We start from the raw sequence: 26,768 nt of genomic DNA, 5'->3' as shown, positions 1-26,768 counted from the left end.
CCTGACCGTGCTGTTATTCAGCTTTCATCAAGCCGCCTTCGACGACTCGAGGAAGTCCTGTGCGAAGCGCTGCAGCACGCCGCCCGCTTCGTAGATCGAAACCTCCTCGGCGGTGTCGAGCCGGCAGGTCACGGCCGCTTCCACGCGCTCGCCGTTCTTGCGATGGATGACGAGCGTGAGGTCCGCACGCGGCTTGCGCTCGCCGATCACGTCGAACGTTTCGGTGCCGTCGATGCCGAGCGTCACGCGATTCACGCCGGGCTTGAACTCGAGCGGCAGCACGCCCATGCCGACGAGGTTCGTGCGGTGAATGCGCTCGAACCCTTCGGCGACGATCGCTTCCGTGCCCGCCAGACGCACGCCCTTGGCCGCCCAGTCGCGCGACGAGCCCTGGCCGTAGTCCGCCCCGGCGATGATGATGAGCGGCTGCTTGCGGTCCATGTAGGTCTCGATCGCTTCCCACATGCGCGTGACGCGGCCTTCCGGCTCGACGCGCGCGAGCGATCCCTTCTTCACCTGGCCGTCGACCACCGCCATCTCGTTGACGAGCGTCGGGTTCGCGAAGGTGGCGCGCAGCGCGGTGAGGTGGTCGCCTCGGTGAGTCGCGTAGGAGTTGAAGTCTTCCTCCGGCAAGCCCATCTTCGCGAGGTATTCGCCGGCGGCGCTATCCGCGAGGATCGCGTTGGACGGCGAGAGGTGATCGGTCGTGATGTTGTCGCCCAGCACGGCGAGGGCACGCAATCCGCGCAGCGTGCGCTCGCCCGCCAGCGCGCCTTCCCAGTACGGCGGACGGCGAATGTAGGTGCTCTGCGCGCGCCAGTCGTAAAGCGGATTGATCGGCTCGCCGCCGGCGGCCGTGACGGCGAACATCGGCTCGTAGACCTTGCGGAATTGCTCGGGCTTCACGCTTTGCGCGACGATCGCGTCGATCTCCTCGTCGCTCGGCCAGATGTCCTTCAGATAGACCGGCTTGCCGTCCTGATCCGTGCCGAGTGCGTCCTGCTCGATGTCGAAGCGGATCGTGCCGGCAATCGCGTAAGCGACCACCAGCGGCGGCGAGGCCAGGAACGCTTGCTTCGCATACGGATGGATGCGGCCGTCGAAGTTGCGATTGCCCGACAGCACGGCGGTCGCGTACAGGTCGCGGTCGATGATCTCCTGCTGGATCGCCGGATCGAGCGCGCCCGACATGCCGTTGCACGTGGTGCACGCGAACGCGACGATGCCGAAGCCGAGCTGCTCCAGCTCGGGCAGCAGCTTTGCTTCTTCGAGGTAGAGCTCAACCGCCTTGGAGCCCGGCGCGAGCGAGGACTTGACCCACGGCTTGCGCGTCAAGCCGCGCGCGTTGGCGTTGCGCGCGAGCAGGGCCGCCGCGATCACATTGCGCGGATTGCTCGTGTTCGTGCAGCTCGTGATGGCCGCGATGATGACGGCGCCGTCGGGCATTTGGCCGGGCACGTCTTCCCACTTGCCGGCGATGCCGCGCGCGGCCAGATCGGAAGTCGGCAGCCGCTTGTGCGGATTCGACGGACCCGCCATGTTGCGGACCACGGTCGAGAGGTCGAACTCGAGCACGCGTTCGTATTCGGCGTGCTGCAGCGTATCGGCCCACAGACCGGCGGTTTTTGCATAGGTTTCGACGAGCTTGACCTGCTCCTCGGCGCGGCCCGTCAGGCGCAGGTAAGCGAGGGTTTGCTCGTCGATGTAGAACATCGCCGCCGTGGCGCCGTATTCGGGCGCCATGTTCGAGATCGTCGCGCGGTCGCCGAGCGTGAGGCTCGACGCGCCTTCTCCACGGAACTCCAGATACGCACCCACCACCTTTTCCTTGCGCAGAAACTCGGTCAGCGCGAGCACGATGTCGGTGGCGGTGATGCCGGGCTGGCGCTTGCCCGAGAGCTCCACACCGACGATATCGGGCAACCGCATCCACGATGCGCGCCCGAGCATCACGTTCTCGGCTTCGAGCCCACCCACGCCGATGGCGATCACGCCCAACGCGTCGACGTGCGGCGTGTGGCTGTCGGTGCCGACCAGCGTGTCGGGGTAGGCCACGCCGTTCACGGCGTGGATCACCGGGCTCATCCGCTCCAGATTGATCTGATGCATGATGCCGTTGCCGGGCGGGATCACGTCGACGTTCTTGAACGCCTTCTTGGTCCAGTTGATGAAGTCGAAGCGGTCTTCGTTGCGTCGATCCTCGATAGCGCGGTTCTTCGCGAACGCATCCGGGTCGAAGCCGCCGCATTCGACGGCGAGCGAATGGTCGACGATCAGCTGCACGGGCACGACCGGGTTCACGAGCGCCGGGTCGCCGCCTTGCTCGGCGATCGCATCGCGCAAGCCGGCGAGGTCGACGAGCGCGGTCTGGCCGAGAATGTCGTGGCATACGACGCGCGCCGGGAACCACGGGAAATCGAGCTCGCGCTTGCGTTCGATGATCTGCTTGAGCGACGCGGTCAGTGTCGCCGGATCGCAGCGGCGCACGAGATTCTCGGCGAGCACGCGCGAGGTGTACGGCAGCTTGTCGTAGGCGCCGGATTCGATCGCTTCGGCGGCTGCGCGCGTGTCGAAGTAATCCAGCGCGGCGCCGGGCAGGGGTTTGCGGTTTGCGGTGTTCATGACCTGAGGACTAAAAGAGTAATGTTCAGGCGCTGCGGAAAGTGGTCAGGCCTTATGATCGACCGATCGTCGTTCGACTGGTGCTTCGCGAATCGCGCGCCCGTGGTCATTCCCAAAAGGCCCCCCGGCTCCGGTTGCAAAGCCGAGGGGTAAACACTGCACCCCGTCACGAGCGCAATGCATTGACACCTAACTTGCGGAAAAAGCGACCTTGGCTCACGGATCACGTGAACCAAGGTCCAATGTCATCGCAGCGCTCTCGTTGCTTGCGATGAGGAACGACTCTGTTCTGTCAGCCGCGCTTTTCGATCGGCACGAATTTCAAATCTTCCGGGCCCGTGTAATTCGCGCTGGGGCGGATGATCTTGTTGTCGATGCGCTGCTCGATGATGTGGGCGGCCCAGCCCGAGGTACGCGAGATGACGAACAGCGGCGTGAACATGGCCGTCGGCACGCCCATCATGTGATACGACACGGCGCTGAACCAGTCGAGATTCGGGAACATCTTTTTCACGTCCCACATCACCGTCTCGAGCCGCTCGGCGATGTTGAACAGCTTCAGGTTGCCCGCGTCCTTCGAGAGCTTCTTCGCGACTTCCTTGATGACCTTGTTGCGCGGGTCCGAGATCGTGTAGACCGGGTGGCCGAAGCCGATCACGACTTCCTTCGCTTCGACGCGGCGGCGGATGTCCGCCTCGGCTTCATCGGGCGTCTGGTAGCGCGTCTGGATGTCGAACGCGGCTTCGTTGGCGCCGCCGTGCTTCGGGCCGCGCAGCGCGCCGATCGCGCCGGTGATCGCCGAGTAGAGGTCCGAGCCCGTGCCCGCGATCACGCGGCCGGTGAAGGTCGAGGCGTTGAATTCGTGCTCGGCGTAGAGGTTCAGCGAGGTGTGCATCGCGTCGACCCACGCCTTCGACGGTTCCTTGCCGTGCAGCAGGTGCAGGAAGTGGCCGCCGATCGAGTCGTCGTCGGTCTCCACTTCGATGCGGCGGCCGTTGTGCGAGTAGTGATACCAGTAGAGCAGCAACGAGCCGAGCGAGGCCATCAGGCGATCGGCGATGTCGCGTGCGCCGGCGAGGTTGTGGTCGTCTTTCTCGGGCAGCACGGTGCCGAGAATCGACACGCCGGTGCGCATCACGTCCATCGGGTGCGCCGAGGCCGGGATCCACTCGAGCGCGGCCTTCACGTTCGCGGGCAGGCCGCGCAGCGCCTTGAGCTTGGTCTTGTAGGCGGTGAGTTCGGCCTGCGTCGGCAGCTTTTCGTGCACGAGCAGGTAGGCGATTTCCTCGAACTCGCAGGTCGTGGCGACATCGAGGATGTCGTAGCCACGGTAGTGCAAGTCGTTGCCGGTGCGCCCGACCGTGCACAGCGCCGTGTTGCCCGCCGTCACGCCCGAGAGCGCCACCGATTTCTTCGGCTTGAAGCCGGGCGTGCCTGCCGTGCTGTTGTCTGCTTCGCTCATCGTGTCGTCCTCCAGATTCAAAGTGGTGTCATTTCTTCGCGGCGAAGAGCGCATCGAGCTTGTCTTCATACGCGTGGTAGCCGAGATATTTGTAGAGGTCCGCGCGCGTCTGCATCGTTTCGACAGCCGCCTTTTGCGTGCCGTCGCGCTTGACGGTCTCGTAGAAATTGAGCGCGGCCGCGTTCATCGCGCGATACGCGCCGCAGCAGTAGAGCGCGATGTCGACGTTCGCGCTCTTCAACTCGTCGGTGGTGAAGAACGGCGTCGAGCCGAATTCCGTCAGGTTCGCGAGGATCGGCACCTTGACCGCGGCCTTGAAGCGGCGGTAGTCGTCGAGGGTGCCCATCGCTTCGGGGAAGATCATGTCCGCGCCCGCTTCGACATAGGCGACCGCGCGCTCGATCGCCGCGTCGAGACCTTCGACCGCCGCCGCATCGGTGCGCGCCATGATGACGAACTGATCGTCGGTGCGCGCATCGACGGCCGCTTTCACGCGATCGACCATCTCCTCTTTCGGCACGACTTCCTTGCCGGGCCGATGGCCGCAGCGTTTCTGCCCGACCTGGTCCTCGAGATGCACGGCGGCGACGCCCGCCTTGATGAACGAGCGGATCGTGCGCGCGATGTTGAATGCGCCGCCCCAGCCGGTATCGATGTCGACGAGCAGCGGCAGCGGGCAGGCGTCGGTGATCCGGCGCGCGTCGATCAGCACGTCTTCCATCGCGCTGATGCCGAGATCGGGCACGCCGAGCGAGTTCGCGGCGACCCCGCCGCCCGACAGATAGACGGCCTTGAAGCCCGTGGCCTCGGCCATTTTCGCGGCGTAAGCGGTGATCGCGCCGACCACCTGCAACGGCTGTCCTTCAGCCACCGCGACACGGAACTTCGCGCCGGCGCTAACTGGGTGTTGGGCTTTGCTCAATTCTGGCTCCTGTTAAAAAACGGAATCGATACAGCAGAAATTGGGCCAGCATCGGCGTGCGGAGCTAAGTCATTGATTTAATGCTGATACAGATACCTGTTTTTGGGGGGGCTTGATTTCAATAGTGAAAATTCAGATTTCAATTTAGAACCGGCGAGCGCATAATGAGGGACCTCTATGATCGAGCTGCAAGCCCGCCCCCGATGAATATTCCCCCGTCTGACTCGAGTTCGCGCCCCCGCATCTGGGCGATGGGCATCAGTCGCCTGGGTGATCTCTTTCTCGGCATCGCGAGCGAGTATGAAGGGCGGGCTGACGTGCGTGTCGTGTCACGCGGCTTTGAGGATGCAGTACATGAGATTGCCGCCGCGGGTGCCGAACGTCCGGAGGTTGTCGTCGCAGGAGGGGCGAACGGGGCGTATCTGAAGACCCGCGTCGCGGTCCCTGTTGTGCTGATCAGTCCGACTGGTTTCGATGTGATGCATGCGCTTGCACGGGCGCGGCGCGACACGACGTCGGTGGCGCTCGTCACGCATGGCGATACCCCCGACGAAGTGCGTCGATTCGCTGCGGCATTCGGCCTGGATGTCGTGTTCGCTTCGTATCAGTCGGCGCAGGACGCCGAGGCTTGCGTGCTTGATCTGCGCGATCGGGGCATCGGTGCGGTCGTCGGTCCCGGCCTCGTAGCCGATCTCGCCGCCCGGGCGGGGATGAGCGCCGTATTTCTCTATTCGCGTGCGTCAGTGTGTGCCGCGTTCGAGACGGCGCTGGAGGTTGCACAGGCAACCCGCCAGGAGGCGGTGCGCCGCGAGCGGCTCGATAACCTCCTGCAACATCTGCGCGACGGCGTCGTCGCGCTTGACGCACACGGTCGAGTGGAAGCGATCAACCAACGGCTTGCCGCAGTGCTTGATATCGACGCTGCAAAAGCTATCGGCCAGCCGCTGCTTGAACTCGCCCCCGAGCTTGCTGGCGTATTGCCGGACGCAGACGGTGATTCGCCCGCCTCGGTCCGGGGCGTGAGCTACGTGGTGCACCGCGGGCCGCTCGCCAGCAGCGGCACGGTGTTGACCTTCCAGGAATCGCGTGCGGTCGAGCGTCTCGACCGCACGCTGCGCTCCAGACAACGCGCGCCGCAGTTCACCGCGCGGTATCAACTCGAGGATCTGTTTGGAGAATGTGCGTCTGTGGAACGCGTCCGAACGTTGGTGCGGCGCTACGCGAAATCGGATGCAACCGTGCTAATTCTCGGTGAAAGTGGAACCGGCAAGGAAATGGTCGCGCAGAGCATGCATAGGCTGAGCGTACGCCGAGACTTTCCGTTCGTCGCGATCAATTGCGGCGCTTTTCCCGAGGCGCTGCTCGAGAGCGAGCTGTTCGGCTACGACGAGGGCGCATTCACCGGCGCGCGCAAAGGCGGCAAGGCGGGCCTGATCGAAGCGGCGCATCGCGGCACGCTGTTCCTGGACGAGATCGGCGAGATGCCATTGCCGCTGCAGAGCCGCCTGCTGCGCGTACTACAGGAACGCGAAGTGGTGCGGCTCGGTGCGACTGAGCCGACACGTGTCGACATACGCGTGCTCGCTGCAACGCACCGCGCTCTGACCCATGCAGTAGAAGTCGGCACGTTCCGTGCGGACCTTTATTACCGGTTGAACATCCTTAACATCGCGCTGCCTCCATTGCGCGAACGTTCCACTGATCTGCTGCCGCTCGCTGCCGAACTGCTGTGGCAGGCAGCGTGCCGCGATCCGCGTCTTGCGGAGCAGGTTCCCGATCGCGACGCGGCCGAGCACTTACTCGTGAGCGTCGAGGACGCGCTACGGCGCCATACGTGGCCAGGCAATGTGCGAGAACTGCAAAACGTGATTGAACGGATCGCGGTTGAACTGGCCGATAGAGATGTCGTCCACGACGCGCTGCGCAAAGACCGTCGATTTGTGCCGACGCAGGCGCTCACGGGAGACGAATTGCAAGCGATCGCGCCGGAAATCTTTGACGTGTCTTCGCGTGGCGATGACATGCCGATGACCTTGCGCGAACGTAGCCGCCACGTCGAGGCGGACGAAATCCGTGCGGTGCTCGCCGCATGCAACGGCGATCGCGACGCTGCGTGTCGGAAGCTTGGCATCAGCAAAACAACGTTGTGGCGCAGATTGAATACGTCGACGGCGTGATCGGGGCGAAGATAACTGCGCCTTACTTTCCATACGCATGATGGCCTGACTCACTGCCTCTAGCCGCGATAGGCGCGGCGCGCGTATCAGCGACGTGACATGCTTGAGAGGCGTCGAAAGGTGACGGCATTGGCCGCGCGGATCAGGCGCTGCCGCTTTTAAAGGGCGGTCTCGGGCTCGCGATTGTCGGGGCGTTCGCTGCGGACGGTCAGGGTCTCATCATACGTCCGCTGATCGAGGAACTCGAACTCGTCGCGACCTTTGTCTATTCGAAGTTCTTCCCTCCCTTCCGCAACACGACGCTGTTGATGCACGCGGTCTACAAGCAGGCGCAACGCATGCCTGGTTGCATCATTTCCGCCGTCTTCGTATCCACTTCGAATGTCGCGCCGACATTCACGAAGCATTTCTCAAACTTGGCTGTTGCCTGATCTGCTGGAACACCTTCCAGCGAGTTCAGCAGTCTTTACGAAACCGTATCTAAGTAAGTCCGGAGTTGCGCGATGTCGCAGGTTGTCTATGTTGGTTGCGGCCAAGGGGTGGCGCTCGTACCTTCGTCAATAAGCAAGCTCGCACCGGAGAATGTGGTCGTCCGACCGCTGAATGAACGAGTAGTGATGGTTACAGTTGCGGTGGCGTGGAACGCGAATCGATACCACCTCATGGTTGATGCGGCGGTCGCAAGACTAAAGTCACACGTCGGACATCATTAACGCTTGACTGCGGATGCTGATCGTTTTTAGCCAGATTTCGGATGGTCACCGTGGTGGCTACTCGGAGAAAACCTGCAATCGCGTTAGACTGGCAAAACTACATTGATTGGCTTGCCATCGTAAAATGCCACAATGTTCTCGATCAGCTGGTCAGCCAGCGACTGGACGGCCTCGGTGCTGGCCCATGCAACATGCGGCGTCAGGATAAATGCAGGGTGATCGAGAATCTCATTGAATGGGTGATCGTCCGGCAACGGCTCCTGCGTGACGACATCAAACCCCGCGCCCGAGATTTTCCCTTGCTTCAATGCAGCCACTAGTGCCGATTCATTTACGAGACCTCCGCATGCGGTGTTCACGATAAGCGGCTTTCGACGTAATCCTGCGAACGCGTCTTCGTCGAGCAGATTACGCGTTGAGGCAGTCAGCGGGCAGTGAAGGGTGATGATATCGGATGGCTTGAGCACGGTGTCGAACGGTGTGTACAGCGGCCCCATATCGGTACGTCCTTTGTACGCCGACATCAGCACCCGCATGCCGAGCGCCTTGCCCATGTCCGCAACAGCGCGACCGAGCACGCCGTCGCCGATCACACCGAGCGTCGAGCCCTTTAGATCCCGGATTGGAAAATCGAAGAAGCAGAACTGGCCCGCTGCGAGCCAGCGTCCGGCGCAAACCGCGTCCCGATAGGCGGTGAGGCTTCTTCGCAGCGCGAAAATCAGGGCAAACGTATGCTCGGGAACGGTCTGGACCGCATAGGCGCGAACGTTGCTGACCGTCACGCCGCGGGCCGCACACGCCTGCAAATCCACGTTGTCGGTGCCGGTCGCGGCGATCGCGACCATCTTGAGGTTCTCGGCTTGGTCGATGTCGCCGGCGGACAGGCGAACCTTGTTTGTGATGACGAAATCAGCGTGCCGGATGCGTGAGGCGCCGCGAACCACGGCGAGAACTTGTCGCTCTCGAAGCCGCCCTATCCTGACTTGACGCTTTCTGAGGCCAGGAAGCGCCCGTATCAGATCGGGTAACGTACTCGCCGCGAAGGTAGGCAGACACGCGATCCTGACCGTGCCGCTCGAACCCTCGCCGAACGCGTTTGCGAGTGGCGATCCGCCGAATGGCGAAATCGCAAAGATGGCTCGACTCTCGGCGAGGGTTACCTTTGGGACGCTGGATCGGCATCGACGATCCTGCTCAGGTTGGCGCGTACTCGCTGAAGCAGGTCGATCAATTGTTCGCGCTCAAGCTGGCTCAAGCCGTTCAGCGCTTCGACGGCTACCTCGTCGCCTACGCGACGTGCGCTCTCCAGCGCCTTGTGGGCTTTCGCCGTCATGCGCACTTGTCGCTCACGGCGATCCTGCGGGTTAGGCAGCCTTTCGATCCAGCCGCCGTCTTCCATCCGGTCGAGCAAGCGGCCGGCCGATATCGGCGCCACTTCGAGCAAATCGGCGAGACGGGCCTGATTGACCTCCCCGTGATGCGCCAGATAGGCAAGTGCGCGGCACTGCGCGCGTGTCAGGTCGAGAGACGACTTCGCAAGGTCGTCGAAGCGTTTGCCGCTGAGGCGGCCAACGTCCGATATCAAGAAGCCGAAGCGCTTGTCGAGTTGTGTTTCCATCACGCGATTATACGAAGGTTGGTACCGGTGGCCGCTAGAAGGGCCATCGCTCCCATCTTGCCGGACTTCCGTTCGTGCGTATAATAAGCATGCTTATTATTGTGCGGACGATCCTGTTTATGTCTTCCGAAGTCCCGGCAGCGAGCGCAGCAGTGCCGCTCAACCGCGCCATGCTCACCGCTTCGATCATGCTCGCGACCTTGATCCAGACGCTCGACAGCACGATCGCGAACGTCGCGCTGCCGCACATGCAGGGCAGCCTGTCCGCTTCGCAGGACGAGATCACGTGGGTGCTGACGTCCTACATCGTGGCGGCCGCGATCGCCACGCCGCTCACCGGATGGCTTTCCGACCAGCTGAGTGTGAAGCGGCTGCTCGCCATCTCCATTGCCGGCTTCACCGTCGCGTCGGCTTTCTGCGGCTTTTCGGAGTCGCTCGTCCAAATTGTCGCATCGCGCCTGCTGCAAGGTATTTTTGGTGCCGCGCTCGTACCACTGTCGCAATCGATCCTGCTCGCCATCAACCCGCGCGAAAAACAGGGCCAGGCTATGGCGGTCTGGGGCATGGGCGTGATGGTCGGCCCGATTCTGGGGCCCACGCTCGGCGGCTGGCTCACCGACAGTTACGACTGGCGCTGGGTATTCTTCATCAACGTGCCGATCGGCGCGCTGGCGCTTTTCGGTGTGTTGACGTTTCTGCCCTCTCGGTCGCCGGAGCGCGCCATCGAGTTCGATGGCTTCGGCTTCGCCACGCTCGGTCTTGCGATCGGAGCGTTCCAGGCTCTGCTCGATCGCGGCGAGCAACTCGATTGGTTCAGCTCGTTCGAAATCCGCATTGAAGCGCTGGTGGCCGCGATCAGTTTCATATTCTTTCTCGCGCACACGGCGACGGCAGGGGCGAAATCCTTCTTTCGATACGCGTTGCTGAAGGACCGCAACTTCGCCACGGGCGTGTGCTTCATTTTCATCATCGGTGCGGTGATGTACGCGACGCGCGCGCTGCTGCCCCCGATGCTGCAGACGCTGACGAACTATCCGGTCGCGACGACAGGGCTCGTGACGGCGCCGAGCGGAGCGGGCACGATGCTCGCGATGATGCTCGCCGGGCGCCTGCTGCAGAGGCAGATCGATGCACGGCTCCTGTTGCTCTCGGGTTTCCTGATCTCCGCCTTCGCGCTCTGGCAGATGATGCATTACACGATTGTGTTGTCCGAATCGGATATCGTCTGGCCCGGCGTAATACAGGGTTTCGGCCTTGGATTCGTGTTCGTGCCGTTGAGCGCGCTGTCGTTCTCGACGCTCACGCCCGCGCTCCGAGCGGATGGCACAGCAACCTACAGCCTGATGCGAAACATCGGGAGCAGCATCGGCATCTCGATCGTGCAGACATTGATGACGCGCAACACGCAGATCGCTCATGCCGATCTCGCCGCCAACGTGAACGCGTTCAATCCGGCGTTGCAGCCGATGCTCGCGCATGGGTCGAACTACGACATGGCGATGCTCAACCAGTCGATCACGCAGCAGGCGTCGATGATCGCCTATCTCAACGATTTCAAGCTGATGTTCGTCGCGACCCTGCTCGTCGTGCCGTTGCTGCTGCTGATCCGGCCGGCGCGCCATACGCACGATGACACGCTGGCGCATGCGGCGATGGACTGAGGACGTCGAACAGCGATAGGACGAACCGCCCATCCGTTTGTCCGAGGTCGCGACCAGTAAAGATCCAGCCGCTGAAAATATTCGGTCAGTTCGAGATAGCCGCGTCCCAGCTTCTGTGCCGCACTTGCTGCGCCGCTCGACCCGGGCTCAGCGAGCGCGCTCGCCGCATGTGCGTCCGTTGCTGGCCGCAGGGCCGTCACGGCACCCTCCCAGTACACGGCGCCGGTGCTCGCGCGGCTGTCGAACTCCTGATCGTCCATCAAAGGCACGAGCGTCAGATACGCGCCCGCTGCGTCGACGCGCATCGCTACCGGGTAACGCGCACCGGTGTGCGGCGAGCGCCACCAGCGCAGCGGAGTGAAGGTAACGCTATCTGCGGTCCGATCCCCTTTATGCGCATGCGGCACGACACGCTAAAAGAACTCGGCATCCATGAAGCCCGCATTCACTACGAGGTGTTTGGTCCGGACCTTTTCGCCGAATAAGTACGGCCGGAGCGGCCGCATCGCCGCGGCGCCGGACGATGATTCGCCATGCGAACAGGTCTAAACTGGTATCAGTAGCCAACGGGACGCCGGTTTGCTCGGGTCGGCGTCAATTCGCAATGGGCACGAAATCGGGTTTGCGGCTCAGGCCGCCACGCGAGCGCGGCGTCTGGTGCGCTTTTGGACTGGCGCTGGCACTCCACGCGGCGCTGGCAACGCTCGTGATCTCCGGCGCGCACGGACCGCAAGGCCCGGCCGCGGCTTCGAATACGGTGGTGACCGGTCGGCTGGCGTCATTGCCGATTGCCTCGCCGCTCCCGCGCATCGCGTCTCAACCGCCGATGTCACACGTCCCGACCCAAACTTCTCGGCTCGCAGCCAGCAACGAACCGACGAGCGTTGCGCCGCAGCACGGCAACCGCTTGACGCAACGGCACGCGCGCGTCGAGGCCGCGCTCGCCGCGCGCTTCGCCGCGACGCACCGCACGCACCTCGCCGTGGTGAGACGCAGCGCACCGCCGCCGGACGGGCCGATTGATCGGGAGCGCGCAACGCGGCTGGCGTTCTTGCAATCCATTGCAGGCAGCCCAACGTTGGAGGGCGGCCTGCCGCGGACGGAAAACGTCGGCTCAGTATCGCCCGGCTATGCGGATAAGGTGGCCAAGCGCGTGCGCGCCAATGTCCTCGCGCCGTTCGCTATCCGGGGCGATCGGTCTGCGGTTATCGCCGTCACGTGTGCTCCCACCGGTGCGTTGCTGAGCGTCACGCTCCGACGTTCGAGCGGCAATCCGCAATGGGACAGCGCGGCGCTCAACGCCGTGGAAAAAACCGACCCGATGCCGGCGGATCTAGACGGCACTACACCGACGAGCTTTCTGATTGCGTTTCAACCCAAGGGCTGAGGCGGACCGGCCCCTCAGGCCGTCTCGCCTCGGCGACGGTTCACACGCGCAATGCAGCGAGCCGCAGACGGGGGCATCGCCGCTGAGTCGCGGAGGACGATCGCGCGCAGTGGCATCACGCTTCTTCGCCGTCACCTGCCCCTGTAGCCTGGGCTGCGTCGTCCAGCCGCTTCATGCTGTCGAGCAGCTTGAGCAGATAGTGCAGCGTATGAGTGACATCGTCGACGGAAAAGTCTTCCAGTACCTGCTCGTAGTATTCATGGATCTTCGGTGTCGCTTGCTGAGCCCAAAGTCTGCGGCCTGACTCGGTCATCGTAATCAGCCGGGAACGGCGATCCCGGCCGTCCGCCGCACCGGACAGATGTCCATCACGCTCCATCCGGCTGATCAGCCCAGAAAGGTTCTGCCGGCTCACCATCAGGTAGCGGGCCAGATCCCCCACGCTCATTCCGCCTGAAACCTCCTCCCGCGACAGCGCGCCGAGGACGGCCCACTGCTGCGTCGTCAGCCCCTCGTCTGCGACCGCTCGGGTTCCTGTTTTATGCAACATATTTGCACATTGATAGAGGCGAAAGAACAATCTGTTAGCCAGCTCGGTCTTGATGGGATTTGTATTTTGCTGCGAATTTACCAAGGGATTCTCCTAGTGCGGCGGTTCTTGTCTTCTGTGTTCCGTGAAACTAATATACGTCAATATATTGACATATATGTGCGACACGAACCATTCGCTCGAAGGGCCAATGGTACCCCTGGCAACTGATGGAGACGACTGTGCAACGACTCGAAGGCAAGACGGTCATCGTGACCGGTGGTGGTGGCGGCATCGGCGGAGCGACGTGCCGCCGTTTCGCAACGGAAGGCGCACGGGTGGCCGTGCTGGACCTTTCGCTCGAGGCAGCGGAGAGAGTGGCCGGTGAGATTCGTGCGGCAGGCGGCCGCGCCGAGGCGATCCGCTGCGATATCACGAACCGCGCCGATGTGGACGCGGCCGTGGCGGCGACCGAGTCCCGGCTTGGTCCGGTCGGCGTGCTGGTCAACAACGCCGGCTGGGACGTCTTCAAGCCGTTCACGAAAACCGAGCCGGCACAGTGGGACCGGCTGATCGCGATCAATCTGACCGGGGCTCTGCACATGCACCACGCGGTGCTGCCGGGCATGGTGCAGCGCAGGGCGGGGCGGATCGTCAACATCGCGTCCGACGCGGCACGCGTGGGCTCGTCCGGCGAGGCGGTCTACGCAGCGTGCAAGGGCGGTCTCGTGTCGTTTTCGAAAACGATCGCTCGCGAGCACGCCCGTCACGGCATCACGGTCAATGTCGTGTGCCCCGGGCCGACCGACACAGCCCTCTTCGCGGAATACAAGGAGGGCGCGGGCAACCCCGAGAAGTTGCTTGAAGCGTTCCAGCGTTCGATCCCGCTCGGCCGTATCGGCCAGCCCGACGACTTGCCGGGCGCGATCGTCTTCTTCGCCAGCGACGACGCCGGCTTCATCACGGGTCAGGTGCTGAGCGTGTCCGGCGGCCTGACGATGGCTGGCTGAATCCCCCTCTTTGCAAGGAATTCATCATGAACTACGAAGACATTCTCTACGAAGTCCGCAACGGCGCTGCGTGGATCACCATCAACCGCCCCGACAAGATGAACGCTTTTCGAGGGCGAACCTGCGACGAGCTGATCCACGCGATCAACAAGGCCGGCTATTCACGGGAGGTCGGCGTCATCGTGCTCGCGGGCGCCGGCGACCGGGCCTTTTGCACGGGCGGCGACCAGTCGGCGCATGAAGGCCAATACGACGGTCGCGGCACCATCGGCTTGCCGATGGAAGAGCTGCACAACGCAATTCGCGACGTCCCCAAGCCGGTGATTGCGCGGGTGCAGGGTTTCGCGGTCGGTGGCGGAAACGTGCTGTGCACGATCTGCGATTTCACGATCGCATCGGAGAAGGCCGTTTTTGCGCAAGCAGGGCCGAAGGTCGGCTCTGTCGATCCGGGCTACGGTACGGCATTCCTCGCACGCGTAGTTGGCGAGAAGAAGGCGCGCGAGATCTGGTACCTATGCCGCCGTTACTCCGCAGCCGAGGCGCTCGCGATGGGCCTCGTCAACGCAGTCGTGCACCACGATCAGCTCGACGCCGAAGTGCAGAAGTGGTGTGACGAGATCATGGAGAAAAGCCCGACCGCGATTGCGATCGCCAAACGCTCGTTCAACATGGACACCGCGCACCAGGCCGGCATCGCAGGCATGGGGATGTATGCGCTGAAGCTCTACTACGACACCGAGGAGTCGCGCGAAGGCGTCAAGGCGTTCCAGGAAAGGCGCAAGCCTGAATTCCGCAAGTACGCGAAGTAACGCGGCTGTCCCGAAGCACAAGCATCGTAATGCGCGCGCCCGGGCTCACCCTATCCAGGAGATTTCATGAATCCCTATCTTGACGAAGACCTTGCTGTGTTGGGCGAACATGCTCGGCGCTTTGCGCAGGGACGCGTCGCGCCCGGTTTCCAGGAGCGCGACAGGACGCGCGTGCTCGATCGCGAGTTGATGCGGGAGATGGGCGAAATGGGCTTCATTGCGCCCGAGCTGCCCGAGCAATATGGCGGCCAGGGCCTGGGCTGCCTAGCCGCGGGCGTGATTCATGAGGAGATCGCGCGCGCCGACCTGAGCTTGTCCTATATCAATCTGCTTGCGTCGCTAAACGGACAGATCCTCGCCCAGCACTCTGCTCCTGAGATCGCCAAACCTTGGCTCGAACGCCTGACCCGCGGTGAGGCATTGCTTGCCATCGCGCTGACCGAGCCGCGCGGTGGATCGGACGCGGCGAACCTGCGCCTGAAGATGGAGCGTGTAGGTGACCACTACGTCCTGAACGGCGAAAAAACGTCGATTTCCGCCGCCGATCAGGCAGACGCAGCCGTCGTCTTTGCCCGTACCGGCACGGTAGATGAAGGTGCGCGCGGCGTCTCGGCGGTGCTGGTGCCGATGGACCTGCCGGGCATTACCCGCAATCGGTTCGATTGCCACGGCCAGCGCGCCATCGGTCGCGGCTCGATCTTTTTCGAGAATGTGCGCGTGCCGGTCAGCCACCGGCTGGGTGAAGAAGGAAAAGGCTTCGTCCAAGTGATGCAGGGTTTCGACTTCTCCAGGGCGCTGATCGGCCTGCAGGTGCTGGCTGTGGCGAAGGTCAGCCTGGAAGAGACTTGGGGCTACGTCGCGCAGCGCGAGGCGTTCGGCAAGCCGCTGGCGGCGTTCCAGGGTGTGTCGCATCCGCTGGCCGAGTACGAAACCCAGGTCGAAGCGGCACGCCTGATGTGCCTGCAGACCTTGTGGTTGAAGGATCGCGGTTTGCCGCACACGACCGAGGCTGCGATGTGCAAGTGGTGGGGGCCCAAGCTCGCCTACGACGTGGTGCACCAGTGTCTGCTCTCGTTTGGACACGGCGGTTACGACCGCGGCCCGATGGAACAGCGTCTGCGCGACGTGCTCGGCTTCCAGATCGGCGACGGCACAGCCCAGATCATGAAGACCATCATTGCCCGCACGCAAGCCGGACGCGATGCGGTGCCGGCGTGAGCCTGGCGCATCCAACCCGGAAACAAACGACAACACCGGAGACACGACATGGAGTTCGACGCCGTTCTGATCGAGCCGCGGCGCGCGGCGAGCGTTGCGAATGGATGGTGGCCCGGGCGGACCATCAACGACGAACTCGACGCGTGTGTGGCTGAGTGCCCGGACAAGACGGCGCTCACGTCGATACAGGTCGAGGACGGAACGACAACGCGTTTCACCTACCGCGAGATGGCGCGGATGGCTGACCGGATTGCAGTGGGGCTCGCGCGCCTTGGTGTGGGACGCAATGACGTCGTGTCGCTGCAGCTGCCGAACTCGTGGCAGCTCACGCTCACCTATCTGGCTTGCTCGCGGATCGGTGCGGTGCTGAACCCGCTGATGCCCATCTTCCGCGAGCGCGAACTGTCGTTCATGCTCAAGCACGGCGGCAGCAAGGTCATGATCGTGCCGAAGCGGTTTCGCGGCTTCGACTTCGAGCAGATGGCGAACGGCCTGAAGGCCGGTCTGCCGGAGCTCGAGCACATCGTGGTGGTCGGCGGCCGATCAGACGGGCAGCCCGGCGCCAACAGTTTCGAGGCACTGCTGTCCGGTCCAAGCTGGGAGCAGGAACCGGATGCGCACGCGATCCTGACCCGCAACCGCCCCGGCCCCGACGACGTCACGCAACTGCTCTATACCTCGGGAACGACCGGTGAGCCGAAGGGCGTGATGCACACGGCCAATACGCTGATGTCCAACATTCTCTCTTACGCAGAGGCCATGCGCCTGGGCGGACACGACATCGTACTGATGGCATCTCCGATGGCTCATCAGACCGGCTTCATGTACGGCCTCATGATGCCCATCGTGCTGCGCGCCAGTGCAGTGCTGCAGGACATATGGCAGGCGAAAGCCGCAATCGAGCTGATTGTCGATGAGGGCGCGACCTTCACGATGGCGTCGACCGCGTTCCTGACCGATCTCGCCAACACGGTGACGGAAACCGGACTTGCCGTGTCCACGCTGCGCACCTTCCTGTGTGCTGGTGCACCGATTCCCGGTCCGCTCGTCGAGCAGGCGCGAAAGGCGATCGGAGCGAAAATCGTGTCGGCGTGGGGCATGACGGAAATGGGCGCCGTCACGCTGACGAATCTCGACGATGACGACGAGCGCTCGTTTTCGACCGACGGCTGTCCGCTGCCAGGGGTTGAAGTGAAGGTGGTCGACGATGCCGACCTGCCGTTGCCCGCTCACACGACGGGCCGGCTGCTAGTGCGCTCGTGCTCCAGCTTCGGCGGGTATCTGAAGCGCGCACATCTGAACGGAACCGACGCCGACGGCTGGTTCGATAGCGGCGATCTCGCATACGTCGACGAGCGCGGCTATATCCGCATTGCTGGCCGCAGCAAGGACGTGATCATTCGCGGCGGGGAGAACATCCCAGTGGTCGAGATCGAGGCGCTGCTATATCGCCACCCGGCCATATCGGAGGTGGCCATCGTGGCCTATCCGGACGAGCGCCTCGGCGAACGGGCCTGTGCCGTAATCGTCGAGCGACGTGGCGAGCATATCGATTTGCCTGCACTCGTCGAGTTTCTGAAGTCGCAGAAGGTTGCCCCGCAATACATGCCGGAACGGCTGCTGCTACTCGATGCGCTGCCGACCACACCGTCCGGAAAGGTGCAGAAATTCAAGCTGCGCGATGCGATGCGCGGCCGCGAGGCTTGAAACCGAAGTCGAACACTGCAACACATTGGAGAACACCCATGGCCCTCGATAGCGAATCTTTTGAGCTTTTGCTCGTCTCCGTGCGCCGTTTCATCGGAGAACGGCTGGTCCCCGCCGAGGACACGGTCGAAGAACTCGACGATGTGCCGGCCGACATCGTCGAGGACATGAAGACGATGGGCCTGTTCGGCCTTTCAATTCCGGAGGAGTACGGCGGCATCGGCTTGTCGATGGCTCAGGAGTGCGCGGTGGCCTACGAACTGGGGCAGACCGCGCTGGCCTTTCGCTCGGTGTTCGGCACCAACGTCGGCATCGGCTCGCAGGGCATCCTGATGGACGGCACCGAAGCGCAAAAGCAGGCGTTTCTGCCGCGCGTGGCGAGCGGAGAGCTGATCATGTCGTTTGCTCTGACCGAGCCTGACGCCGGTTCGGATGCCGCGGCGATCAGGACGCGCGGCGAACGCGTCACGGACAGCAGCGGCGATTTCTACGTCGTCAACGGTACGAAGCGATTCATCACCAACGCGCCGCGCGCCGGTGCCTTCACTTTGATGGCACGCACCGACGGTCCGGGTGCTAACGGCGTGTCGGCGTTTGTCGTGCCGGCCGATCTGCCCGGTGTCAGCCTCGGCAAGCCGGACAAGAAGATGGGCCAGCGCGGCACGAAAACGTGCGATGTCGTTTTGGATAACGTGCGTGTTCCCGCCGCCAACCTCATCGGCGGCGTGCCAGGCAAAGGCTTCAAGACGGCGATGAAAGTGCTCGACCGTGGGCGCCTTCATGTGTCGGCGCTTGCGTGCGGCGTGGCGCAGCGGGTGCTGAACGAGTCAGTCGCCTACGCGCGCGAGCGCAAACAGTTCGGACAGCGCATTGGCGATTTCCAGCTGGTGCAGGCGATGCTCGCCGACAGCCAGGCGGAGCTCTATGCGGGCTGGTCGATGGTTCAGGACTGTGCGCGGCGCTACGACGCGAAACCCGTTGACCGGCCCGACCCGGATGTGAGCATGCGCGCGTCGTGCGCCAAGATGTTCTGCACGGAGATGGTGGGCCGCGTTGCGGACCGCGGCGTACAGGTGCATGGCGGCGCGGGCTATATGAGTGAATCCAAGGTCGAGCGTTTCTATCGTGATGTGCGGTTGTTGCGCCTGTACGAGGGCACGACACAGATCCAGCAAATCATCATCGGCCGCGAGCTGATGCGCGAATGAACCGGGGCGCAAGGAAGCCGGTATTTCTATTTTTAAAAATAGCAATCCTAATCGGTTGCCCATGATGGTGCGTTGATTCGAATCCATTCCAGGCAGTGAAGGAGCAGACATGAAGGTGTTGGTAGCCGTCAAGCGCGTGGTCGACTTCAACGTGAAGGTCCGGGTGAAGTCGGACAACACGGGCGTCGACATTGCGAATGTGAAGATGTCGATGAATCCGTTCGACGAAATCGCCGTGGAAGAGGCCGCGCGCCTGAAGGAAGCGGGCGTGGCGACGGAAGTGGTGGTCGTGTCGGCGGGCGTGGCGCAAGCGCAGGAGACGCTGCGCACGGCGCTGGCGATCGGCGCGGACCGCGCGATCCTGATCGAATCGAGCGAAGAGCTGCAACCGCTGGCGGTGGCGAAGCTGCTCAAGGCAGTGGTCGATAAAGAGCAGCCGCAGCTCGTGATCCTCGGCAAGCAAGCGATCGACGACGACAGCAACCAGACCGGTCAGATGCTGGCCGCGCTGGCGGGCTTGCCGCAGGCGACCTTCGCGTCGAAGGTGACGATCGCCGACGGCCGTGCAACCGTTGCCCGCGAAGTGGACGGCGGCGCGGAAACGCTGTCGCTGACGCTGCCGGCCGTGGTGACCACCGATCTGCGCCTGAACGAGCCGCGCTACGTGACGCTGCCGAACATCATGAAGGCGAAGAAGAGGCCGCTCGAGACGGTGAAGCCCGAAGACCTCGGCGTGGATGTCGCGCCGCACCTGAAGACGCTGAAAGTCGTCGAACCACCGAAGCGCAGCGCCGGCGTGATGGTGCCGGACGTGAAGACGCTGGTCGAGAAGCTGAAGACCGAAGCCAAGGTGCTGTAAGAGGGAGACAGACGAAATGACGATTCTGGTAATTGCCGAACACGACGCCCCGAAGGAAGTCCCCTTGGGGGACAACGCCTCGATCAAGGGCGCGACGCTGAACACCGTCGCGGCCGCACAGAAGATCGGTGGCGACATCCACGTACTGGTTGCCGGCCACAACGCGCAAGCGGCGGCTGACGCGGCCGCGAAGATCGCCGGTGTGTCCAAGGTGCTGCTGGCCGATGCGCCCCAACTGGCCGCAGGCCTCGCCGAGAACGTCGAGGCGACGGTGCTGAACATCGCCAAGGACTATTCGCACATCCTCGCGCCGGCCACCGCCTACGGCAAGAACATCGCTCCGCGCGTGGCGGCCAAGCTCGACGTCGCGCAGGTCAGCGAAATCACGGCCGTGGTCTCGGCCGACACGTTCGAGCGCCCGATCTACGCGGGCAATGCGATCGCGACGGTGCAGTCGGACGATCCGATCAAGGTGATCACGGTGCGCGCGACGGGCTTCGACGCCGTGGCGGCCGAAGGCGGCAGCGCGGCGGTCGAGTCGATCGCGGCTGCAGCCGACGCAGGCATCTCGCAGTTCGTGAGCCGCGAAGTGACGAAGCTGGACCGTCCGGAGTTGACGAGCGCCAACGTCATCGTCTCGGGTGGTCGCGGCTTGGGCAGCGGCGAGAACTTCGCGTTGGTGCTGGAGCCGCTGGCGGACAAGCTCGGCGCCGCAATGGGCGCCTCGCGCGCGGCCGTCGATGCGGGCTATGTGCCGAACGACTATCAGGTCGGTCAGACGGGCAAGATCGTCGCGCCGCAGCTGTACGTGGCAGTGGGCATCTCGGGCGCGATCCAGCACTTGGCCGGCATGAAGGATTCGAAGGTGATCGTCGCGATCAACAAGGATCCCGAAGCGCCGATCTTCAGCGTGGCCGACTACGGCCTCGTCGGCGATCTGTTCGCGCTGGTTCCGGAACTGGTTGCGGCACTTTAGCCGGCACGGATTGCGCCCGCAGCCGCTCCAGGCCGCCCCAGCCGCCCGATTGCGAAAGCGGGAGCGAACGTGAACCGTTGGCCTACCGATGATGCACCAATCACGTCGTTCGGCGTGAAGCCAATTTCGACGATCGATTCCCGGATCGTCGCTAGAACACTCGTTCTTGAATTCAGCGCACGTGTTGAGTGGTCACGAATGCGCGGTGCCGCCTTTGGAGGCAAATTCCATCACCAAGCCGGGCAATACCGGCGAGGGTACTGCGATTACGATGAAAACACTGATCGGCCACCTCCGGGATGTCCATTCAGATTTTTGGGTCCGTTATTGCGAGTCCTCGTGATTGAGCGCGTAGGCGCCGCAAGCGGCACGATTGTGTGCTGTCGAATGCCATTCCTGCCTCGATGCGGTGTGCATGATTGGAATCACTGCGCGGCGCAGATTGGCGATTAAACATCACCTGAGCAAACAGCGATGGGAATTATCGGAATGGAGCGGCGGCTATTTGGCGCCCTCGCATGTATTGGCGTGCTCGGTCTGATGTTGAGGATATGGGCGCCTACGGAAGCCGATTCGACGATGGCCGGTCTCGTAGCGCCTATGTGTGGTGACGTTCTGGTCTACTTTGGCGGAATTGGAAGTGCCGGACTCCTATGTATGAAGCTTTTCGGCCCAGCCGGGGTCGAGCGCATGCATTTCTGGGTGTTTCTGGCCGGAATCGTGGGCGCCGTGATTCTATTTGTTCGCGGAGTATGAAGGGCGGCACGCATGCAGCGCGAATCGTTAGCTGACGAAGGGGTTGGTGATGGTCCGTGGTGAAATGTCGTTGGGTTCCATTTTCGACAAATGGGTAGGGCGCACGACCGACAATTCGGTTCGTGTCACCCGGCTTGGCCGCGCACGATCGAGGCGCTACGTGCAAGTTGCGCTCCTGAGATCCGGGACGGTGCACACGATCTTCTTCTTCCGTCATGATGACGGCACCTGGAACGTCTTCCCGCCAGAAACCGAACGTCCGGCAATGGGCATTGCGCAACACGCGACGTGACCGATCTTTCTACCGGGTGGGGTACCGGTTCGGGCTCATCGGATGGCTGACCCAGCATCGTTCCGCTCGATCGTTGTACGGCCAGACTGCGCGCCACGGCGCTCGCGCTAAGCATAGGGCGTTCGCCGACCGTTTTGAACAGGTCGGCTGCGCCGGCGCAGAGAACATCTTCAGTTCAGTTCCTCACGGGTAACGTGCACACGCCTGTACTTGCCCTGCATGAACAAAAGGGGATCGCGCGCCGGATCGAAATTGACCCGTTTGACAGACCCGACCACGATGAGATGATCGCCGCCGTCGTGAATCTCGCGGATCAGGCACTCGAAATTTCCCATCGCATCAAGGATGATCGGCACGCCGTGATCCCACTCGTCCCACTCGGTTTCCGCGAACCGGTCGCCGGTCTTGCCCGCGAATCGGGTCGAGACGGCCTGTTGGCCGATATGGAGAATATTGACGGCAAACGCGCCGCACGCTCTCAACGCTGCGACGCTCGCCGACTCGCGTTTGACGCAGAACAACACGAGCGGCGGCTCGAGGGAAACCGATGTGAATGAGTTGGCGGTAAAGCCCACCGGTTCCCCGTTGACGCCCGTCGTGGTGATCACGGTCACACCGGTTGCAAAGCAACCCATCGCATCGCGCAGCATTCGCGCAGTCACGCCGCCCTGGGGGCGCGATGCGCGCCGCGGCACAACCCGCTCGAGGAAGTCGAGGATCGCAGAATCGAAAGCGTCGTTGCGATCGGCGATGATCATGTCACCAACCCCGGCGATGTCAATGAACTCGGCGTGGGGAACGAGCTCGCGGAAAGCGTCGATGCTCGCCTGATCGATCTTCGCACTGGCCTCGCCGTGGACGAACAAAATGGGAATATCGAGCGTGGCCGCCGCCGCCGTCAGGCGCCGCTGCGCAGCCCGGCGCATGGCCGCGTCCGCCTTGAATCCCTGATAGGCAGGATCGATATGCCAGCGGAGGCGGCCATCGTCCGCTCGACGAAGGTGACGCTGCACTTCCCCGATATCGAGCCGCTCACGATTCGAAAGATGCTCGGCAACCACCGCTGCCGCTTCCTCGACGGATGAGAAGCCGGGGATGTCGACCGTCATCAATGCAGTGATTCGGTCGAGTCCCTTGGGAGCCATGCGCGGGGCGGCGTCGATGAGAACCAGCGCGCTCGCGATCGGATCAGGACCGGCATGTTCTCCGATCGCAGTCAATGCGGCGAGACCGCCTAAACCCGCCCCGACCACCGCCGGCTGAGACGGCATTTGCGCAATGACAGCGGCGACATCCTGAGCAATGTCCCCCAGTTCATAGCTGCCATCCGGGGACCAGTCGCTCTCGCCGTGTCCGCGCAGGTCGACCGTGACGACAAAGCGGCCGGCGGCAATCAGAGCCCTTGCAGCGCGGGCCCACGCCGCCCGAGTCTGGCCGAAGGCGGGGAGGAGCAGGACAGCGGGATCGGCGGGGTCGCCGCCGACGTCGGCGGCCAGTTTGACGCCATCAAAACCGGTGAAGCGCGAGGTCATGTTCGAGTTTCCATGGACGGAATGTCAATGGACCTAATCTATCAACTCGCCATTTGACGTCTGCTCTTGGGGTGCACTCCCATTTGTCAACAGGGACTGTCTGCATGCGCTTCGTTCGGGCTTGTTCGTTCGCCCGGGGTCTCGCTCCCAATCGTGGGCCGGACCCACCGGCCGGGCCTCGGTTATGGGCAATCCGGCCGGCAGTTGCAGACAACTGACAGGGCAACGCAGGGCGTATATCTTGGTCTGTTCAATGCCTGCCGGCTTGCGGCTTGAAGGAACTTGCAGGCAGTTGAGCACGCGGGACCGCCGTCAAATGCGAGAGGGTGAGTTCGCCGGCTCCAAGCAATAAGGAAACAACCATGAAATTGAAGGGAAAGGTTGCGGTCGTTCTGGGCGCATCCGCGCAGGCGGGTACGGGCTGGGCGATCGCCGAGCGCTTTGCTGCGGAGGGGGCGAAGGTCATCGTGGCAGCTCGTCGCGAAGCCCATCTGCGTCGGCTTGCCGACAAGATCGGCGGGGTTGCCCAGGCGTGCGACGTCGGAAACGAGGACGCGGTTGCCGCGTTGGCGCAATCGGCTATCGATCGGTTCGGGCAATTGGACATCGCTGTGAATGCGGCGGGGCTGCCGCTCGGCGGAACCATCGCCAACACGCCGCATGCGGATATCGTCCGTTCGATAGAACTCAATTTTTACGGCAGCGTCTTCTTTGTGAAGCACATGGCCCGGGTGATGTCGCGCGCAGGCTCGATCACCCTGTTCTCGTCCATGGCCGCGACGCACCCGCTCGAACATGTATTCGCCTATGCCTGCGCGAAGGCCGCCGTCGATTGCCTCGTGCGCTATGCGGCAATCGAACACGGCGCACGCGGCATACGCGTGAACTCCATACTGCCCGGCGCCATTCGTTCCGAAATGTCGGCACCACTTTGGTCCGTGGAGGGCATGGAGCAGAGCTGGGCTGGGGAGAGTCCTCTCGGCAGGATCGGGACGCCTGCAGACTTTGCCGATGCGGCGCTATGGCTTGCAGGAGACGCCTTCGTTACCGGACTCAACTTGCCGGTAAGCGGAGGCAATCAGCTTACCCGTTTCCCGCGGACCGACGAGAGGCCTGCCCTGGCCGGAGTCGATCCGACGAGCGGAGCGTAGAGCTTCGAAGCACGGCTGCGTGCCGGAAATGTCGGTCTCACGGCCGCAGTCAGCGAACGAACAGGGTGGGGAGGCTCATTGTGCAGAGGCGTCTGTCAAACAGAGCTCCCGCAGTCGTGCGAGATCCTCGTGCCGCAGGTTCAACTCGGCTTCCAGATAAGCCGCCAGCGATCCCCATTGAGCGTCAATGGCATTGAAGGCATCGAACAAGAGCGGTTGTCCGTTGCGGTTGACGAGGTCGCGTGGCCTCAACGCCGCCTTCCCACGTCTCTTGAGCACCTGCGCATAAAAGCGGGCGAACGCGTTCCGTTCGGAGGCGGCGATGAGCTCGTCGAGATTGATTTCGTTCTCGACACGGCGGCATTGCGTCGAAAGCCGATAGTCCGCGACGACAGTGTCTCGAGGTACGCCGAGCGCGCTGAGCAGCAACCCGATGGCAAGCCCGGTGCGATCCTGTCCTGCCGAACAATGGACGACGAGCGGCGTTTGCTGTTCAAGCAGCGCCTCGAACATCGCTTTGAAGGATGGGGCAAGCAGCTTCGGAAAGATGCAATAGAGCGAATTGTGCATTTCGTTGACGCCGGCCTCGCCCGATTCCTGCAATTCGGCCAGCAGGAGTTTCGCGCCGTAAGCGATACCGACATGCCGGGTATGGTCGCCCCCCTGCCAGTTCGTAGGCGAGAGCTCTCGCTCCTCCGACGAGCGGAGGTCGCAAACCACGCGGACTCCACGCTCGGCCATCCATCGCCAGGCGGAATCCGTGAATCGGTACATCGCGCCTGATCGATAGACCATGCCCCAGCGGACCTGTCGGCCGTCGCAGGCCGGGTAGCCTCCGATGTCGCGCAAGTTCGATGAACCTTCAAGCTCAATGTGTCGTTCAATCGCGGTCATGTCATGGCATTTTCTGCACGCACTGTCATGTGCGGTTGTACTTGGCGTATTCCAGGCGCGCTATCGTGCGCGCGTGGACTTCATCCGGGCCGTCCGCGATGCGCAACGCGCGCACCCGGGCGAACAGCGCGGCGGTACCTGCATCGCTGTCGAGCCCGCCGGCACCGAATGCCTGAATCGCGTTGTCGATGATACGTAACGCCGCGCGAGGCGCCGCCACCTTGATCATCGAGATTTCGAGCCGGGCCACCTTGTTGCCGACCTTGTCCATCATGTCAGCGGCTTTCAAGGTCAGAAGCCGCGTCATCTCGATGTCGATGCGGGCCTCGGCCACACGCTGCTCCCAGATCGAATGGTCGGCAATCGTCTTGCCGAAGGTCCGTCGATCCAGCAACCGGCGGGTCATCTTCTCCAGTGCGACTTCCGCCATACCGATGATTCGCATGCAATGGTGAATGCGGCCCGGCCCGAGCCGGCCCTGAGAAATCTCGAAACCACGGCCCTCACCGAGGATCAGGTTCTCGCCAGGGACCCGTACATTTTCGAACGTGACTTCGAAGTGCCCGTGGGGTGCGTCGTCGTAGCCGAAGTTGGTCAGCATGCGCCCGATGCGCACGCCTGGCGTATCGAGCGGCACGATGATCTGCGACTGCTGCTCGTGGCGGGGTGCTTCGGGATTTGTCTTTCCCATGACGATGAGCAGCTTGCAGCGCGGATCCCCGACTCCGGATATCCACCATTTCTGCCCGTTGATCAGGTACTCGTCGCCGGTCCGCTCGATTCTCGTCTGAACATTCGTGGCATCGGAACAGGCAACGTCGGGCTCCGTCATCGCGTACGCCGAGCGGATCTCGCCTTTCAGGAGCAGGCGTAGCCAGCGCTCCTTCTGTGCCGTGGTGCCGTACCGGTGCAGCACTTCCATATTGCCGGAATCAGGCGCCGAGCAATTGAAGACCTCCGATGCCCAGGTGACGCGGCCCATTTCCTCGGCGGCGAGCGCATATTCGAGGTTGCTCAGTCCGGCGCCGCGGAACTCGTCCGTATCGTGGTCTGGCGAAGGCGGCAGGAACAGATTCCATAGGCCCGCCTTTCGCGCCTTCGCTTTCAGTTCTTGCAGTACCGCCGGCTGCCGCCATCGGTTCGCCACTAGCTCGCGGTAGTATGCCGGCACCGCAGGCAGCACGTGCGTATCCATGAATGCCGTGACCGCTTGGAGCGTTTCACGCTGTCGTTCCGAGTAGTTGAAATTCATGTGGAGCGTCGTT

At 63.0% G+C, this 26,768-nt stretch carries 21 protein-coding genes and 2 pseudogenes; 13 read left to right on the top strand and 10 right to left on the bottom strand.

Translation table 11 applies throughout. From position 1 onward, the window contains the following. Positions 1 to 27: 27 nt before the first annotated feature. The 3 genes from acnD to prpB all read right to left on the bottom strand — a co-directional run bounded on the left by acnD (position 28) and on the right by prpB (position 5,006). Positions 28 to 2,622 carry a Fe/S-dependent 2-methylisocitrate dehydratase AcnD gene (gene acnD, locus FAZ95_RS15300; RefSeq protein ID WP_137333230.1) on the bottom strand — a complete coding sequence of 865 codons (2,595 nt, stop codon included), beginning with the start codon at positions 2,620 to 2,622 and terminating at the stop codon, positions 28 to 30. A gap of 292 nt (positions 2,623 to 2,914) precedes the next feature. After that, positions 2,915 to 4,084, bottom strand: a complete 1,170-nt coding sequence (gene prpC, locus FAZ95_RS15295) for a bifunctional 2-methylcitrate synthase/citrate synthase (RefSeq protein ID WP_137333229.1) — start codon at positions 4,082 to 4,084, stop codon at positions 2,915 to 2,917. A gap of 28 nt (positions 4,085 to 4,112) precedes the next feature. Beyond that, positions 4,113 to 5,006: a methylisocitrate lyase gene (prpB, locus tag FAZ95_RS15290; protein ID WP_137333228.1), complete on the bottom strand. Its 894-nt coding sequence runs from the start codon at positions 5,004 to 5,006 to the stop codon at positions 4,113 to 4,115. A 203-nt stretch (positions 5,007 to 5,209) separates the two neighbouring features. Here prpB and prpR point away from each other — a divergent pair, with 203 nt between their 5' ends. Both prpR and FAZ95_RS15275 read left to right on the top strand, forming a co-directional pair. Continuing rightward, complete coding sequence (gene prpR / locus FAZ95_RS15285; RefSeq protein WP_137333227.1) at positions 5,210 to 7,183, top strand: propionate catabolism operon regulatory protein PrpR; 1,974 nt, start codon at positions 5,210 to 5,212, stop codon at positions 7,181 to 7,183. 334 nt (positions 7,184 to 7,517) lie between these two features. Then, positions 7,518 to 7,667 (top strand): annotated as a pseudogene (locus tag FAZ95_RS15275) (IS5/IS1182 family transposase); the annotation flags it as partial. 312 nt (positions 7,668 to 7,979) lie between these two features. Here the strand turns inward: FAZ95_RS15275 and FAZ95_RS15265 are convergent. After that, positions 7,980 to 8,840, bottom strand: a complete 861-nt coding sequence (locus tag FAZ95_RS15265; protein WP_254699719.1) for a D-2-hydroxyacid dehydrogenase — start codon at positions 8,838 to 8,840, stop codon at positions 7,980 to 7,982. Between the two features lie 212 nt (positions 8,841 to 9,052). Then, entirely contained in the window at positions 9,053 to 9,514 is a 462-nt protein-coding gene (locus FAZ95_RS15260) for a MarR family winged helix-turn-helix transcriptional regulator (protein WP_137333225.1), read from the bottom strand. Positions 9,515 to 9,633: 119 nt separating this feature from the next. On the opposite strand from FAZ95_RS15260, the gene FAZ95_RS15255 reads away from it, so the two are divergent. Continuing rightward, positions 9,634 to 11,175 (top strand): DHA2 family efflux MFS transporter permease subunit, encoded by a 1,542-nt coding sequence (locus FAZ95_RS15255; protein ID WP_137333224.1) that lies wholly within the window; start codon positions 9,634 to 9,636, stop codon positions 11,173 to 11,175. Between the two features lie 137 nt (positions 11,176 to 11,312). On the opposite strand, the pseudogene FAZ95_RS40070 reads toward FAZ95_RS15255, so the two are convergent. Continuing rightward, positions 11,313 to 11,582 (bottom strand): annotated as a pseudogene (locus FAZ95_RS40070) (lipocalin family protein); the annotation flags it as partial. A gap of 299 nt (positions 11,583 to 11,881) precedes the next feature. Here FAZ95_RS40070 and FAZ95_RS15245 point away from each other — a divergent pair. Continuing rightward, the gene (locus tag FAZ95_RS15245; protein WP_217497408.1) at positions 11,882 to 12,562 is read left to right on the top strand and encodes an energy transducer TonB; all 681 of its coding nucleotides are present in this window, start codon (positions 11,882 to 11,884) and stop codon (positions 12,560 to 12,562) included. Between the two features lie 115 nt (positions 12,563 to 12,677). On the opposite strand, the gene FAZ95_RS15240 is transcribed toward FAZ95_RS15245, so the two are convergent. Further along, the gene (locus FAZ95_RS15240; protein ID WP_137334570.1) at positions 12,678 to 13,112 is read right to left on the bottom strand and encodes a MarR family transcriptional regulator; all 435 of its coding nucleotides are present in this window, start codon (positions 13,110 to 13,112) and stop codon (positions 12,678 to 12,680) included. A 221-nt stretch (positions 13,113 to 13,333) separates the two neighbouring features. Here FAZ95_RS15240 and badH point away from each other — a divergent pair, with 221 nt between their 5' ends. The 8 genes from badH (at position 13,334) to FAZ95_RS15200 (ending at position 21,926) form a co-directional block, all read left to right on the top strand. Beyond that, positions 13,334 to 14,101, top strand: a complete 768-nt coding sequence (badH, locus tag FAZ95_RS15235) for a 2-hydroxycyclohexanecarboxyl-CoA dehydrogenase (RefSeq protein ID WP_137333221.1) — start codon at positions 13,334 to 13,336, stop codon at positions 14,099 to 14,101. A gap of 26 nt (positions 14,102 to 14,127) precedes the next feature. Next, a complete protein-coding gene (badI, locus tag FAZ95_RS15230) occupies positions 14,128 to 14,910 on the top strand; it encodes a 2-ketocyclohexanecarboxyl-CoA hydrolase (RefSeq protein WP_137333220.1) in 783 nt (260 codons plus the stop codon). Between the two features lie 66 nt (positions 14,911 to 14,976). Then, positions 14,977 to 16,128, top strand: a complete 1,152-nt coding sequence (gene aliB / locus FAZ95_RS15225) for a cyclohexanecarboxyl-CoA dehydrogenase (RefSeq protein WP_137333219.1) — start codon at positions 14,977 to 14,979, stop codon at positions 16,126 to 16,128. Between the two features lie 48 nt (positions 16,129 to 16,176). Then, positions 16,177 to 17,835, top strand: coding sequence for a cyclohexanecarboxylate-CoA ligase (gene aliA, locus FAZ95_RS15220; protein ID WP_137333218.1), 1,659 nt, complete (start codon positions 16,177 to 16,179; stop codon positions 17,833 to 17,835). 38 nt (positions 17,836 to 17,873) lie between these two features. Beyond that, positions 17,874 to 19,043: an acyl-CoA dehydrogenase family protein gene (locus tag FAZ95_RS15215; protein WP_137333217.1), complete on the top strand. Its 1,170-nt coding sequence runs from the start codon at positions 17,874 to 17,876 to the stop codon at positions 19,041 to 19,043. 109 nt (positions 19,044 to 19,152) lie between these two features. Further along, on the top strand, positions 19,153 to 19,902 hold the full coding sequence (locus FAZ95_RS15210) for an electron transfer flavoprotein subunit beta/FixA family protein (RefSeq protein WP_137333216.1): 750 nt from the start codon (positions 19,153 to 19,155) through the stop codon (positions 19,900 to 19,902). A gap of 16 nt (positions 19,903 to 19,918) precedes the next feature. Then, positions 19,919 to 20,878, top strand: coding sequence for an electron transfer flavoprotein subunit alpha/FixB family protein (locus tag FAZ95_RS15205; RefSeq protein WP_137333215.1), 960 nt, complete (start codon positions 19,919 to 19,921; stop codon positions 20,876 to 20,878). 805 nt (positions 20,879 to 21,683) lie between these two features. Continuing rightward, positions 21,684 to 21,926, top strand: a complete 243-nt coding sequence (locus FAZ95_RS15200) for a hypothetical protein (protein ID WP_137333214.1) — start codon at positions 21,684 to 21,686, stop codon at positions 21,924 to 21,926. Positions 21,927 to 22,096: 170 nt separating this feature from the next. Here FAZ95_RS15200 and FAZ95_RS15195 read toward each other — a convergent pair whose 3' ends face one another. Further along, a complete protein-coding gene (locus FAZ95_RS15195; RefSeq protein WP_137333213.1) occupies positions 22,097 to 23,458 on the bottom strand; it encodes an alpha/beta fold hydrolase in 1,362 nt (453 codons plus the stop codon). A gap of 362 nt (positions 23,459 to 23,820) precedes the next feature. Here FAZ95_RS15195 and FAZ95_RS15190 point away from each other — a divergent pair, with 362 nt between their 5' ends. Then, the gene (locus FAZ95_RS15190; protein ID WP_137333212.1) at positions 23,821 to 24,609 is read left to right on the top strand and encodes an SDR family NAD(P)-dependent oxidoreductase; all 789 of its coding nucleotides are present in this window, start codon (positions 23,821 to 23,823) and stop codon (positions 24,607 to 24,609) included. 75 nt (positions 24,610 to 24,684) lie between these two features. On the opposite strand, the gene FAZ95_RS15185 is transcribed toward FAZ95_RS15190, so the two are convergent. After that, a complete protein-coding gene (locus tag FAZ95_RS15185; protein WP_137333211.1) occupies positions 24,685 to 25,503 on the bottom strand; it encodes a tyrosine-protein phosphatase in 819 nt (272 codons plus the stop codon). A gap of 25 nt (positions 25,504 to 25,528) precedes the next feature. Further along, positions 25,529 to 26,755 carry an acyl-CoA dehydrogenase family protein gene (locus FAZ95_RS15180; RefSeq protein WP_137333210.1) on the bottom strand — a complete coding sequence of 409 codons (1,227 nt, stop codon included), beginning with the start codon at positions 26,753 to 26,755 and terminating at the stop codon, positions 25,529 to 25,531. Positions 26,756 to 26,768: the final 13 nt, after the last annotated feature.

It is taken from the genome of Trinickia violacea (assembly GCF_005280735.1).
GTDB lineage: Bacteria > Pseudomonadota > Gammaproteobacteria > Burkholderiales > Burkholderiaceae > Trinickia_A > Trinickia_A violacea.
This window is presented reverse-complemented; position numbering and strand designations above follow the sequence as displayed.